The following is a 14,386-nucleotide window of genomic DNA, read 5'->3' on the forward strand; positions in this document are numbered from 1 at the left end:
GGGAAGTGACTTAATTTCAATGCAACATGAGCGAAGTTCATGAAGTGTAATGCGCGAGGTGTCGCTGCGCTTACCCGGCATACGATTCTGCTAATGTCGCACTCTTTCCTCAATTCCCGCTATAATCCCCAAAATTTCCAACCGGTTTAGAAACAATCATGACAAAACTCACCTTACAAGAGCAGATGCTGAAAGCGGGCCTCGTCAGCAGCAAGAAAGCGGCGAAAGTGCAGCGTACGGCAAAGAAATCACGCGTTCAGGCGCGTGAGGCCCGTGAAGCGGTCGAAGAGAACAAGAAGGCGCAGATCGAGCGTGACAAGCTGCTGAGCGAGCAGCAGAAGCAGGCCGTGCTGGCGAAAGAGTTTAAGGCGCAGGTGAAGCAGCTGATTGAGATGAACCGCATCACCGTGGCGAAAGGCAACATCACCTTTAACTTTACCGACGGTACGCTGATTAAAAAGATTGAAGTCGATAAGCAAACGCAGACCCAGCTGATCAATGGCCGTCTGGCGATTGCGCGTCTGGTGCTCAATGCTAACGGTGACTGCGACTACGCGATCATTCCGGCAGTGGTGGCCGATAAAATTGCCCAGCGCGATGCCGACAGCATCGTGTTAAACAGCGCGCTCAGCCAGGAAGAGCAGGACGAAGACGATCCGTACGCGGACTTCAAAATCCCTGACGATTTGATGTGGTAAACCGCATTCAGAACGGGGCGGCGTGACGGGCGTTAACCGGCTCGCCGCTCACGGGATGAATAAAGTTCAGCTCGCTGGCATGCAGCATCAGCCGGGGCGTTTCTTCAGCGCCCGGCACGTCAAGACCGCCATACAGATCGCAGCCCAGAATAGGGTGCCCCAGCTGCTGGCAGTGAATACGCAGCTGATGGGTTCGCCCGGTCTCCGGGATCAGTTTCACCCGCGTTAACGGCAGCCCCGTCCCCTGATAAAACCGTTCCACAACCCGATAGCGGGAGCGGGCGGGTTTACCGGTGATGGCGCAGATCGACATCAGCGGGAACAGCGCCGGGTCTTTGGCAATCGGCGCATCAATTACACCTTCGTCATTTTCCACATGTCCGCAAAGCAGGGCGCTGTAGGCTTTCTCCACGCTGCGCTGGCTGAACTGCTGGCACAGCGCCGCGTTGATGGCTTTATTGCGCGCAACCACCATCAGCCCGGACGTGCCAAAATCCAGACGGTGCACCAGCGTGCAGCCGGGGAACGTCTGAACCAGACGATAATGGACGGAATCAAGGTTTTGCGGATTTTTGCCCGAGAGGCTGAGCAGGCCGGAAGGCTTATCGATCAGCAGCAGATACTCGTCCTGCCAGAGAATTTCGATCTCATCGAGACAAGGTGGGGCAATAAAGTTATCGACGATTACAGACATCAGGCCGCCCGGCTGGAGAGTGGGAGCGGATGATAACGAAAAGCGGGGAAAAGAAAAACCCTCCCACCGGGCGGTGAGAGGGTGAAGTCTTACGCTGCAACCAGGCTGTCGATTGCGGCTTTCGCGTCGGTCTGCGCTTTGGTCGCCACTTCCGGACCGTAAGCGATACCTTCCGCGAACACGAAGTTCACGTCAGTGATGCCGATGAAGCCCAGGAACAGGCTCAGGTACGGCGCAACCAGGTCGGTTGGGGTATCTTTATGGATGCCACCGCGGCTGGTCAGGACGATCGCACGTTTACCTTTCACCAGACCTTCCGGGCCGTTCTCGGTGTAACGGAAGGTTACGCCAGCGCGCGCTACCAGGTCGAAGTAGTTCTTCAGCTGGGTTGGGATGTTGAAGTTGTACATTGGGGCGTTGATGACGATAACGTCGTGCGCCTGCAGCTCAGCAATCAGTTCGTCGGACAGGGCCAGCGCTTCCTGCTGACGCGGAGACAGCGGTGCATCGCTTGGGCGCAGCGCGCCAACCAGCTCACCGTCCAGCACAGGAATTGGGTTTGCAGCCAGGTCACGCACGGTGATTTCGTCAGCAGAATGCTGTTCACGCCACTGTTCAACGAAGTAATCAGACAGCTGACCAGACTGAGAGTACCCTGCCAGAATACTGGATTTCAAAACTAATACTTTGCTCATGGGTGATTCCTGTTGTTGCATTTGATTGAAGGGGGTTGCCCCGTTGCTTGTTGACACTCTATTCACAATCCTGCCACAGAGATAGCGCAATATATCGAAGCCTATGTTCGAATTTTTTGAATAAGGCGCGAAAGGCGTCAGTGTGGTACTCTATAGCAATCATTAAAAAGAGAGTTTATCAGGGCGTGTACTGCCCTTTAACGCTATGACAGAACAACAAAAATTCACCTTCCCGATGCTCCTGCAACAGCTTGATTCTCTGACGCTGCGCGACAAACAGCGCTTCGCCCGCCGTCTGCACGGCGTCAAGAAGGTTAAAAATCCTGATGCACAACAGGCCATTTACCAGGAGATGGCGAAAGAGATTGAACAGGCGGCAGGGAAAGTTGTGCTGCGTGAAGCCGCACGTCCGGCGATTACCTACCCGGAAAACCTGCCCGTCAGCCAGAAGAAACAGGACATTTTTGAGGCCGTACGCGACCACCAGGTGGTGATTGTGGCGGGGGAAACCGGTTCGGGGAAAACCACCCAGCTGCCGAAAATCTGTATGGAGCTCGGGCGCGGGCTAAAAGGCCTGATTGGCCACACCCAGCCGCGTCGTCTGGCGGCGCGCACCGTTGCCAACCGTATTGCCGAAGAGCTGCAGACGGAGCCGGGCGGCTGCATCGGCTACAAGGTGCGCTTCAGCGACCACGTTAGCGATAACACCATGGTCAAGCTGATGACCGACGGTATTCTGCTGGCGGAAATCCAGCAGGATCGCCTGCTGATGCAGTACGACACCATCATCATTGACGAAGCGCACGAGCGTAGCCTGAACATTGATTTCCTGCTCGGCTACCTGAAAGAGCTGCTGCCGCGTCGCCCGGATCTGAAAGTTATCATCACCTCCGCGACCATCGACCCGGAGCGCTTCTCGAAGCACTTCAACAATGCGCCGATTATCGAAGTCTCTGGTCGTACCTATCCGGTCGAGGTGCGCTATCGCCCGATTGTTGAAGAGGCGGATGATACCGAGCGCGACCAACTGCAGGCCATCTTCGATGCCGTCGACGAGCTGGGTAACGAAAGCGCGGGCGACATTCTGATCTTCATGAGCGGCGAGCGCGAAATTCGCGATACCGCCGATGCGCTCAGCAAGCGCGACCTGCGCCACACCGAGATCCTGCCGCTGTATGCCCGCCTGTCAAACAGCGAGCAGAACCGCGTCTTCCAGCCGCACAGCGGACGCCGCATCGTCCTGGCGACCAACGTGGCGGAAACCTCGCTCACCGTGCCGGGCATTAAATACGTGATCGATCCGGGTACGGCGCGCATCAGCCGCTACAGCTACCGCACCAAGGTCCAGCGCCTGCCGATTGAGCCCGTTTCGCAGGCGTCCGCCAACCAGCGTAAGGGCCGCTGCGGGCGCGTGTCGGAAGGGATCTGTATTCGTCTCTATTCCGAAGACGATTTCCTGTCGCGTCCGGAATTCACCGACCCGGAAATTCTGCGCACCAACCTGGCGTCCGTTATCCTGCAGATGACCGCCCTGGGGCTGGGCGACATCGCGGCGTTTCCGTTCGTCGAAGCGCCGGATAAACGCAACATTCAGGACGGCGTGCGTCTGCTGGAAGAACTCGGGGCGATTACCACCGACGAGCAGGCGACGGTCTACAAGCTGACGCCGCTGGGCCGCCAGCTTAGCCAGCTGCCGGTCGACCCGCGCCTGGCCCGTATGGTGCTGGAAGCGCAAAAGCACGGCTGCGTGCGCGAGGCGATGATCATTACCTCGGCGCTCTCCATTCAGGACCCGCGCGAGCGTCCGATGGACAAACAGCAGGCGTCGGACGAAAAGCACCGTCGCTTCCACGACAAAGAGTCCGATTTCCTCGCCTTCGTGAACCTGTGGAACTATCTCGGCGAGCAGCAGAAAACGCTCTCCTCGAACCAGTTCCGCCGCCAGTGCCGCGTGGATTTCCTCAACTACCTGCGCGTGCGCGAGTGGCAGGATATCTACACCCAGCTTCGGCAGGTGGTGAAAGAGCTGGGCATTCCGGTCAACAGCGAACCGGCGGAGTACCGCGAAATTCATATCGCGCTGCTGACCGGCCTGCTGTCCCACATTGGGATGAAGGACGCCGAGAAGCAGGAGTATACCGGCGCGCGTAACGCCCGTTTCTCCATCTTCCCGGGTTCCGGCTTGTTCAGGAAGCCGCCGAAATGGACCATGGTTGCGGAGCTGGTGGAAACCAGCCGCTTGTGGGGGCGCATTGCCGCGCGTATCGATCCGGAATGGGTGGAGCCGGTGGCTCAGCACCTGCTGAAACGCTCGTACAGTGAACCGCACTGGGAGCGCGCGCAGGGCGCGGTGATGGCGACCGAGAAAGTGACCGTTTACGGCCTGCCGGTCGTCGCCGCGCGTAAGGTCAACTACAGTCAGATCGATCCGGCCCTGTGCCGCGAGCTGTTTATCCGCCACGCGCTGGTGGAGGGTGACTGGCAGACGCGGCACGCCTTCTTCCGTGAAAACCTGAAGCTGCGTGCTGAAGTGGAAGAGCTGGAGCATAAATCGCGCCGCCGCGACATTCTGGTGGATGATGAGGCGCTGTTTGAGTTTTACGACCAGCGCATCAGTCACGATGTGATTTCCGCCCGCCACTTCGACAGCTGGTGGAAGAAGGCCAGCAAAGAGACGCCGGACCTGCTCAACTTCGAAAAGAGCATGCTGATTAAAGAGGGGGCGGAGTCGGTCAGCAAACTCGACTACCCGAACTTCTGGCATCAGGGCAACCTCAAGCTGCGTCTGACCTATCAGTTTGAGCCGGGGGCAGACGCGGACGGCGTGACCGTCCACATTCCGCTGCCGCTGTTAAACCAGGTGGACGAGAGCGGGTTCGAGTGGCAAATCCCCGGCCTGCGCCGCGAGCTGGTGATTGCGCTGATCAAATCCCTGCCGAAACCGGTGCGCCGCAACTTTGTGCCTGCGCCAAACTACGCGGAAGCGTTTTTAGGCCGCGTTACGCCGCTGGAGCTGCCGCTGCTGGACGCGCTGGAACGTGAATTCCGCCGCATGACCGGGACGACCATCGACCGCGACGACTGGAACTGGGATCAGGTGCCCGATCACCTGAAAATCAGCTTCCGCGTGGTGGACGATAAAAACAAAAAGCTGCTGGAAGGGCGTTCCCTGAGCGAGCTGAAAGAGGCGCTGAAAGGCAAAGTCCAGGAGACGCTCTCTGCGGTGGCGGACGACGGTATCGAGCAGAGCGGGCTGCACATCTGGAGCTTTGGCCAACTTCCGGAAAGCTACGAGCAGAAGCGCGGCAACTATAAGGTGAAAGCCTGGCCTGCGCTGGTGGACGAGCGCGACAGCGTGGCGATCAAACTGTTTGATAACCCGCAGGAACAGCAGCAGATGATGTGGCGCGGGCTGCGTCGCCTGCTGCTGCTCAACATCCCGTCGCCGATCAAGTATCTGCACGAGAAGCTGCCGAACAAGGCCAAGCTGGGGCTCTACTTTAACCCGTACGGCAAGGTGCTGGATCTGATTGACGACTGCATCTCCTGCGGCGTGGACAAACTCATCCACGAGGCGGGCGGTCCGGTCTGGACGGAAGAGGGCTTTGCTCAGCTTCATGAAAAGGTGCGCGCGGAGCTGAACGACACCGTGGTGGAGATTGCCAAACAGGTCGAGCAGATCCTCACCACCGTGTTCAATATCAACAAGCGTCTGAAAGGGCGCGTGGATATGACCATGGCGCTGGGGCTGTCGGACGTGAAGGCGCAGATGGCGGGGCTGGTGTATCGCGGCTTTGTCACCGGCAACGGCTTTAAGCGTCTGGGCGATACGCTGCGCTATCTGCAGGCGATTGAAAAACGTCTGGAGAAAATGGCGGTCGATCCGCACCGCGATCGCGCGCAGATGTTGAAAGTGGAGAGCGTGCAGCAGGCGTGGCAGCAGTGGCTCAACAAGCTGCCGCCAGCGCGACGCGACGATGAAGACGTGCAGGAGATCCGTTGGATGATCGAGGAGCTGCGCGTCAGCTTCTTTGCCCAGCAGCTCGGTACGCCGTATCCGATTTCGGATAAACGTATCCTGCAGGCGATGGTGCAGATTTCCGGTTAAAACCCGGTTTTCTCCCTCTCCCTGTGGGAGAGGGCATCAGCCCGCACATTTTTTCACCCGTTCACCATTGCCAGCGTAAACCCATCCCATCCCTTAACCCCCACCGTTTGCAGCGCGGTGGCGGTTAAGCGCGGGTTATCCCCAATCATCTCGATAAACCGACGCACGCCCAGCACGCGCGCGTCGTCGCTTTGCCCGTTAATGACCTCGCCGTCGCGCACCACGTTATCGCCAATGATTACCGTGCCGGGACGGGAATAGTGCAGCGCCCACTCCAGATAGCCGGGATTGTTTGGCTTATCGGCATCGATAAAGATCAGGTCGAACGGTGGAACGTCACCGAAATTCTCCAGCGAGTTAAGCGCCGGGCCTTCAATTAACTCAATACGATCGTTCAGCCCCGCGAGGCGAATATTCTGGCGGGCAACATCGGCATGCGTCGGGTCAGCCTCGAGCGTAATCAGCTTTCCGTCCGGCGGCAGGGCGCGCGCCATCCAGATTGAGCTATAGGCACCCAGCGTCCCAATCTCAAGAATGCGCCTTGCCTGCGTCATGCGCACGAACAACGCCAGCAGCTGCCCCTGATTGGCCGCGACATCGTGTTCAGGTAACCCGGCGCGTTTGTTGTTTTCCAGTACCTGATGAAGTACGTCATCGTCAGGAATAAGCGAAGAAATCATGTAATTATCTACTGCAGACCATTGTTGTTGCATAGATTGACTCCTTGGGAGGGATTGCCGGGTGGCGGCTGCGCCTTACCCGGCCTACAGGGCGAAATGTAGGCCCGGTAAGCGAAGCGCCACCGGGCAGGTTTTCAGGCACTGACCCAGCCGCCGCCCAGCGCTTTATACAAATCAATCTGCGCCAGCAGCAGGTTATTTTTCACCTGCACCACGCTGGTCTGAACCGAGAACAGCGTGCGCTGCGCGTCCAGCACGTCAAGATAGGAGGAATAACCGTTGCGATAGCGATTCTGCGCAATGCGCAGCGTCTCCTGGGCCACATCCTGCTGGGCAAGCAGTTCCGTCAGCTGTTCCTGATAGCGACTTATCGCATCAAGGCTGTTGTTGACTTCGGCAAACGCGTTACGCACGGTTTTTTCATAGGCGTACAGCGCCTGGTTCCGCTGGGACTGAGAAATATCCACCTGCGCATTCAGCGCCTGGCGGTTCAGCAGCGGGGCGAGAATACTGCCCCCGACGCTCCAGAGCTGAAGCGGGTTGTCCAGCAGGCCTGAAAGGGTGCGATCCTGAACCGATCCGGTGGCGGTCAGGTTGAACGACGGCAGCAGGCTGGCACGTGACGCCGCGAGCGAGGCATCCGCCGCCACCAGCTGGCGTTCGGCCTGAACGATATCCGGTCGACGATTCAGGAGCGTAGAAGGCAGCTGCGACGGCAGCGTCAGCGGCGTCAGCGCCGCAAAGCTTTCGCTGCGTGCCACCGCGCCGGGATTGCTTCCCAGCAGCAGGCTCAGGGCATTCTCCTGCTGCGCAATCTGGTGCTGCAGCACGGGCACCTGCGCCCGCGTTGAGCGCAATTCGGAATCCGACTGCATCAGCTCCAGACGCGAGCTGTAGCCCGTCTCAAACTGACGTTTCGCGAGGTTAAATGCCTCTTCGCGCGATTTCAGCGTGGACTCCGTCACGCGCAGCTGTTCGTCAAGCGAGAGCAGGGTGACATAGCCGGATGCAACGGAAGACGCGACGGTCAAATCCGCGGCAGCGGCGGCGGCTTTTTGCGCCTCCAGCGAGGCTTCGGCGGCATTGGCCGTGCTGCGGTTGACGCCCCAGATATCAACGTCATAGCTCGCCGTCAGGCTCCCTCTGTACAGCGTGCCGTAGACCGGCAGCCCGGTCGCGGCGGATTGCGAACGGGCGCGCGTCCCCGTTACGCCCGCGTCAAGCGAAGGAAACAGGCTGCCGTCGGCCGCGAAGACCCGCGCCTGATACTCGTTAATTCGTTCGCGGGCGATCAGCACGTCGCCGTTATTCTGCAGCGCCTGGTCCACATAGCGGTTGAGATGGTTGTCATGGAAATTGCGCCACCAGAGCTGCTCCGCCGGGCTGGCAGGGCCGGCGTCAGCTCGCCACTGGGTGGGGATGTGCAGCGTCGGCTGCGCCGGTTTGACGTCGACGGACTGGCATCCGGCCAGCATGACCGCTGCCACCAGCGCGGCTATCGGGCGAAGGATCATTACTTCGCCTCCCGCGTATCAATGGTCACCTGTACCGACATACCCGGACGCAGCAGCGCGGAATCTTCTGGCTTGCCGAGCACCTCGATGCGCACCGGGATACGCTGGGCGATTTTGACAAAGTTACCGGTGGCGTTGTCCGGCGTGATGGCGCTGAATTCAACCCCGGTTGCAGGCGAAATGCTCTCCACGCGGCCCTGATACGCTTTGTCGTTCAGGGCATCGACGGTGAATTTGACAGGCTGACCGACGCGCAGTTCCGCAAGCTGGGTCTCTTTAATATTGGCAATGACCCAGTGCTGAGGGGGCACAAGGGTGGTGAGATGGGTCCCGGCGGTCACATACGCCCCGAGACGCACGGCGATCTGGCCGAGCTGGCCGTCACGCGGCGCCACAATGCGGGTGTTCTGCAGGTCAATCTGCGCCAGCTCCAGCGCCGCTTTTGCGTTTTCAACATCCGCCTCCAGCGCACCGCGATTGACAATCACCGTCTGCAGATCCTGACGCGACATCTCAAGCGCCGCTTTCGCCTGGTCGATGTCGGCGCTGCCCTGGGCGGCACTGGCCAGCGCCGCGTCGCGCTCGCGAATCGAGAGCGAGCCGTCTGAAGTCAGCTCTTTCACCCGCTTTAAATCCGCCTGCGTTTTCAGGCTCTGGGCGCGGGCGTTTTTCAGCGCGGCGTCATTTTTTGCGATGACGGCTTCGGCGCTTTTACGCTGCTGCAGGTTGTTATTGAGGGCGGCAATTTTCATCGCCAGCTGTGCCTCGGCTTGATGTACGCGCTGACGATAGATGCGGTCATCAATCTGCAGCAGCAGGTCGCCTTTTTTGACCTGCACAAAGTCCTGAACCTTCACCTCGGTGATATAGCCATTCACCTGGGGGCTGATAAACGTCGTCTGGCCGCGCACGTAGGCGTTATCGGTAAACTGCGCGTGGCGGGTGAACGGCGGCAGCTGCCACGCATAAAGGATCACCAGTACGCCGACAATACCGATGGCAGCGGCGGTGAAAACGGAAACAATGCGCACATTTTTGCGGGTGTTGGCCTGCTCTTTGGCGGCATCCTGCTGACTCATAAACTCTCCAGAAATATTTTAATTATTTGTTGCCGGTGGCGTTCTTCAGCGCCAGACGGGCAGTGATGCGCAGGCGCAGCAAGCGCCATAAAATCCAGACCAGCGTGGCGGCAGCGATGCTCGCCGTCAGCAGATAAGTATCGTTATAAGCCAGAATATTCGCCTCCAGCGCGGTGACCGTTTGCAGCTGCGTTATCGCCTGGGTTCCCAGCAGCGCGCTGTCGCCAATCAGGCTCTTGTACATTTGGGTATAAAGCTGAATTCGCTCGTTGACCAGCGGGTTGAGCGTGGTGAGCTGGTCCGCCAGCAGGCTGGAGTGGTACTTCTCGCGCCAGGTCTGGAAGGTGCCGAGGATCGCGGAGCCCAGCAGACCGCCGAGGTTCTGGCTCATGCCAAACATCACCGAGAAGCTGACCAGGTTGCGCGGGTCGGCGATCACCCCGCCAATGGCGGCCAGCATGGCGGGCGCCAGGAAGAAGGCGCTGCCGAAGCCCAGCAGGAACTGGCTCAGCATCAGCTGATCCGGCCGGGTCAGGTTGTTGGACTGGCTGTCCAGCAGCGAGGCAACAATCATCAGGGCCAGAGAGGTGATGATTGGCCACGCCAGTTTCGTCGGCTTGATGGTGAGACAGCTGGTGACAATCCCGCAGACGATCCCGGCGAAAATGGACCACGCCAGGTAGGTCATCTGCTCATTCTGTAATCCCACATACTGCAGCCAGCCGATGACGCCGGTGTTTTGCTCTGCCAGCACGACACGGATCAGCAGCATGATCAGCCCCAGACGGACGATGCTGCCGCTCGACAGCCAGCGGGTGTTCAGCAGCGGGTTGGCACGGTTATGTTCAAAGACGATGGCAGCCACAATCAGCACCAGCGATAGCGCCAGCGACCAGCCGATCCACGGCGCCTCGAACCACCAGTCAAGACGGCCTAAGGAGAGCACGGCGCAGAGCAGGGCCATCCCGGGGGCCATTAAAAAGAAGGTGATGAAGTCTTTTTTCTCAAAGACCTTGCGCCGGTCGCCCGGCGGTAGTTTTAAGGCGATGACGCAGGCCAGGGAGATCAGCGCCAGTCCCAGCTCGAAGAAATAGAGCCCGCGCCACTCGTCCAGCTGAAGCAGTTCGGTCGAAAACAGGCGGGCCAGCGGGATGGCGAGTGACGATCCGGTGATGCCGATGGTCAGCGCCTTGAGGCGGTGCTTCGCCGGCCAGGCCTGGATCTGATAGTAAATCCCCAGCGAGCTGAGCGCGGCGGCTACCATCCCGTGCGCGGCGCGAACCATCAGCGCCGAGCTGAGGTCGTTCACGAACAGGTGGAAAAAGGTGACCAGCACGTACAGCACCAGAAAACCTTCCGTAAAGGCGCGCAGACCGTACTGCTGGCGGAATTTGACCAGCAGCAGGTTGATAGAGATGTTGGTCATGACGTAGACCGCGGGCAGCCAGGCGATTTCGGTCGACCAGGCCCCGAAGGTCCCCTGCAGATTTTGCAGGTTGGCGGTCACCACCGCATTTCCCAGCGCCCCCGTCAGGCACACCAGCAGGCCCACGACGCCGTAGGCAATGCGTTTTGGCGTACTGTGTTCGGGCGTGGAGGGCGAACCCAGCAGAGCGGGTTTCTCATGTGGCTGCCACTCGCGAGGAGCATAAGGGTCGCGTTCGGGCAGGCGCATAACGTCGTTTACCTTAGAAATAGTTGAATAATTAGCGGGCTAGCGATTCTACGTCTGCCGCAAATGATAATTCAAGTGAATATGATTTACGCATGTTAATCAAATGGTGAAGGGGATTTTAAGGAAAAAGAGCGGCCCGATGTCGCCGTTGTGTTGAGAACCTGAAGTCGCTACCCTGAAGGGATACAGAGAAGGAGTTCATCATGGAACAGACCCATTTTCCCATCCTGCCGGATGCCACGCTGGCGGCCTTTAATACTGTCGGTGAATGGCTGGCGCAGGACGACCTGAGCGGCAGCCGCCAGCACCTGGACGTCGATGTGGTGATCCTGGCAGGGAACGCGGTGATCCCGACCATTGAGGCGGCCTGTCGAATTGCCGCGCAGAGAAACATCCCGCTTCTGATTAGCGGCGGTATTGGTCATTCAACCGCGTTTTTATATTCAGCTATCGGCAGTCATCCGCGTTATCACACCTTACAAGTCGAAGGGCGGGCGGAAGCCAGCATTCTCGCCGACATTGCGCGGGCGTTCTGGCAGATCCCCGAGGCGCATCTGTGGGTTGAGGATCAATCCACCAACTGCGGTGAAAACGCGCGCTTTAGCTGGAACATGCTGAAGCAGCACCATCGAACGAGCGGGCGGGTGCTGGTGGTACAGGATCCCACGATGCAGCGCCGCACGATGGCGACGTTTGCCCGCGTTTGTCGGGATGAGCCCGTTTCACCGCAGTGGGTCAGCCATCCCGGGTTTACGCCGACGCTGCAAAACGGTAACGAGGGCGTGGAATTCAGCGAGGGCAACACCGGCCTGTGGCCCGTTGACCGTTATCTTTCACTGGTTATGGGGGAACTGCCGCGCCTGTATGATGACGCCAACGGCTATGGCCCGGCCGGGCGGGATTTTATCACGCACGTTGAATTCCCTGAGGCCGTCACCGCCGCATGGAGACAGCTGCAGCAGGACCCGGTCCTGAAGGTGGCGCGAAAAATCAGCTGAGCACGGAACAATTCCCTCGCCCCATTGGGGAGAGGGTTCCCCCAGTAATTTCTAAACCCGAAGCGATGAACGTTGCTTAAGAAAAATGAATGAATTGCAGCGACGCCCTGGTCCGGCTGTAAATCGCTGAGGCGTTTCCTGCAGGCCGGGGCGAGGCGCAGGGATGCGCCGAGAGGGCGGGCTTTACAGGGACGTTGCCTCCGCCCGTACCCGATAAGCCGGAAGGAATAAGCCGAGGGTACCGCGAAGCGGCGATTTACCGCCGGGAGCCCGGGTCGCCAGGGCGGCGGCGATTGAGCCGCCATGGCACGTTCACAGGTCGTGTCGTTACAGAGTAGCAAGATACATAAAGTGAACGGAATGACCACCAGAGCCGTATGTTCCCCCTCACCCCAGCCCTCTCCCTCAAGGGAGAGGGGGTCGTCCGTGCAGGCATTCTATTGTTGGGAACCCTCAGCCTTTGGTGAGGGAATCACAGCGCCGCAAACTTATCCAGCGTCCGCACCAGCTGCGTCACGAAACCATATTCGTTGTCATACCACGCGACGGCTTTCACCAGCTGCAGCTCTCCCGCTTCTGACACTTCCGTCTGCGTGGCGTCAAACACCGAACCATAATGTGAGCCAATCACATCGGACGACACAATCTCTTCATCGGTATACCCGAACGATTTATTGCCCTGCGTCGCCTTTTTCAGCGCGGCGTTGATCTCCTCAACGGTCACTTTCTTGCCCAGAATGGCCACCAGCTCGGTTACCGAACCCGTTTTAACCGGCACGCGTTGCGCGTGGCCTTTCAGTTTACCGCTGAGCGCAGGGATCACCAGACCAATGGCTTTGGCGGCACCGGTGGTATGGGGAATGATATTCTCTGCCGCCGCCCGCGAGGCGCGAAGATCTTTCCCGCGCGGGCCATCCACCAGCGCCTGCGTACCGGTATAGGCGTGAATGGTGGTCATGGTGCCCACCTTAATTTCAAACGCATCGTTCAGGGCTTTGGCCAGCGGGGCGAGGCAGTTGGTGGTGCAGGAGGCGACGGAGATGATGGTATCACTGGCGTCAATGGTGTCGTCATTCACGCTGTAGACGATGGTTTTCATGTCACCCGCAGGCGCGGAGATCAGCACTTTCTTCGCGCCGGCATCCAGGTGCGCCCGTGATTTCTCTTCAGAGGTATAAAAGCCGGTGCACTCCACGACGATATCCACACCGGCGGATTTCCACGGAATGTGCTTCGCCTCTTTTTCGGCGTACACCGCAATGGTTTTACCGTCAACAATCAGCGCATCCTCGGTGAAATCCACGCTCCACGGGAAGCCACCGTAGTTGGAATCATGTCTGAGCAGGTAGGCCAGCACTTTCGGGGAGGTGAGGTCGTTGATGGCGACGACGGTATTACTGTCCTGGGTTTCAAGAAGGCGACGCAGGACAAGGCGCCCAATGCGTCCAAAGCCGTTAATGCCAATTTTACTCATGGTGTTCTCCTGTAAACGTGTCGATGCGACAGTTTGAACTCATCCAGGCTTAGACCATCACGGGCAGGGCGGCAATTGAAGATGCTTCATGCGGGAGGAAGTATTTGAAAAACCATACAGAAAAGTTAATGAATTTTTAAGGAAAGGGGATTATGTTGGCGCGGTAACTGTTTTTAATCGGGAAATCACATGCGCACTAAATATACAAGCCTGCAAATCGGCATCCACTGGCTGGTGTTTCTGTTAATCATCGTCGCCTACTGCGCCATGGAGTTCAAAGGTTTCTTCCCGCGCACCGCGCGTCCGGCGATCAATATGATCCACGTGTCATGCGGGATCGGTATTCTGGTGCTGATGGTGACGCGTCTGCTGGTTCGCCTGAAATTCCGTGCGCCCCCGATTCAGCCGAAGCCAAAAGCGATGGTGACGGGGATGTCTCATCTGGGGCATCTGGTGGTGTATCTGCTGTTTATTGCGCTGCCGCTGATCGGGATTGTGATGATGTACAACCGGGGCAGCGACTGGTTTGCCTTTGGCCTGGCGATGCCGCATGCGGCGGAGTCCAATTTTGATCTGGTGGATACGCTGAAGGCGTGGCACGAGACGCTGGCAAACCTGGGCTATTTTGTGATTGGCCTGCACGCGGCGGCGGCGCTGATGCATCACTATTTCTGGAAAGATAATACTCTTCTGCGCATGATGCCGAAAAAGCGTTCGTAGTCTTCTCGCCCGGCGGCGCTTCGCTTGCACGGGCCTACAAACGGCTCTGAA

At 58.7% G+C, this 14,386-nt stretch carries 11 protein-coding genes; 4 read left to right on the forward strand and 7 right to left on the reverse strand.

The window, feature by feature from the left end:
* Positions 1-158 precede the first annotated feature (158 nt).
* On the forward strand, positions 159-698 hold the full coding sequence (locus AC4IC4_RS10955) for a DUF2058 domain-containing protein (protein ID WP_008502315.1): 540 nt from the start codon (positions 159-161) through the stop codon (positions 696-698).
* Positions 699-705: 7 nt separating this feature from the next.
* Here AC4IC4_RS10955 and AC4IC4_RS10960 read toward each other — a convergent pair whose 3' ends face one another.
* A complete protein-coding gene (locus AC4IC4_RS10960; protein ID WP_491472749.1) occupies positions 706-1,392 on the reverse strand; it encodes an RluA family pseudouridine synthase in 687 nt (228 codons plus the stop codon).
* Between the two features lie 89 nt (positions 1,393-1,481).
* Positions 1,482-2,087 carry an FMN-dependent NADH-azoreductase gene (azoR, locus tag AC4IC4_RS10965; RefSeq protein ID WP_008502313.1) on the reverse strand — a complete coding sequence of 202 codons (606 nt, stop codon included), beginning with the start codon at positions 2,085-2,087 and terminating at the stop codon, positions 1,482-1,484.
* Between the two features lie 205 nt (positions 2,088-2,292).
* On the opposite strand from azoR, the gene hrpA reads away from it, so the two are divergent.
* Positions 2,293-6,195: an ATP-dependent RNA helicase HrpA gene (hrpA, locus tag AC4IC4_RS10970; protein WP_491472750.1), complete on the forward strand. Its 3,903-nt coding sequence runs from the start codon at positions 2,293-2,295 to the stop codon at positions 6,193-6,195.
* Between the two features lie 53 nt (positions 6,196-6,248).
* Here hrpA and AC4IC4_RS10975 read toward each other — a convergent pair whose 3' ends face one another.
* The 4 genes from AC4IC4_RS10975 to AC4IC4_RS10990 form a co-directional block, all read right to left on the reverse strand.
* Positions 6,249-6,908: an O-methyltransferase gene (locus tag AC4IC4_RS10975; RefSeq protein ID WP_491472751.1), complete on the reverse strand. Its 660-nt coding sequence runs from the start codon at positions 6,906-6,908 to the stop codon at positions 6,249-6,251.
* A gap of 101 nt (positions 6,909-7,009) precedes the next feature.
* Positions 7,010-8,389: an efflux transporter outer membrane subunit gene (locus AC4IC4_RS10980; RefSeq protein WP_491472752.1), complete on the reverse strand. Its 1,380-nt coding sequence runs from the start codon at positions 8,387-8,389 to the stop codon at positions 7,010-7,012.
* Positions 8,389-9,468, reverse strand: a complete 1,080-nt coding sequence (locus AC4IC4_RS10985) for an HlyD family secretion protein (RefSeq protein ID WP_032647076.1) — start codon at positions 9,466-9,468, stop codon at positions 8,389-8,391. The genes AC4IC4_RS10980 and AC4IC4_RS10985 overlap by 1 nt, the downstream gene beginning before the upstream one ends.
* Positions 9,469-9,490: 22 nt before the next feature.
* Entirely contained in the window at positions 9,491-11,143 is a 1,653-nt protein-coding gene (locus AC4IC4_RS10990; protein ID WP_491472753.1) for an MFS transporter, read from the reverse strand.
* Between the two features lie 203 nt (positions 11,144-11,346).
* Here AC4IC4_RS10990 and AC4IC4_RS10995 point away from each other — a divergent pair, with 203 nt between their 5' ends.
* Positions 11,347-12,141, forward strand: coding sequence for a YdcF family protein (locus AC4IC4_RS10995; protein ID WP_491472754.1), 795 nt, complete (start codon positions 11,347-11,349; stop codon positions 12,139-12,141).
* Positions 12,142-12,613: 472 nt separating this feature from the next.
* Here the strand turns inward: AC4IC4_RS10995 and gap are convergent, their stop codons facing one another.
* Positions 12,614-13,615, reverse strand: a complete 1,002-nt coding sequence (gene gap, locus AC4IC4_RS11000; protein ID WP_032647083.1) for a type I glyceraldehyde-3-phosphate dehydrogenase — start codon at positions 13,613-13,615, stop codon at positions 12,614-12,616.
* 189 nt (positions 13,616-13,804) lie between these two features.
* On the opposite strand from gap, the gene cybB reads away from it, so the two are divergent.
* Positions 13,805-14,335 carry a cytochrome b561 gene (gene cybB, locus AC4IC4_RS11005; RefSeq protein ID WP_032647085.1) on the forward strand — a complete coding sequence of 177 codons (531 nt, stop codon included), beginning with the start codon at positions 13,805-13,807 and terminating at the stop codon, positions 14,333-14,335.
* The last annotated feature ends 51 nt before the right edge of the window (positions 14,336-14,386 follow it).

It is taken from the genome of Enterobacter sp. Taxon_2 (assembly GCF_058355295.1).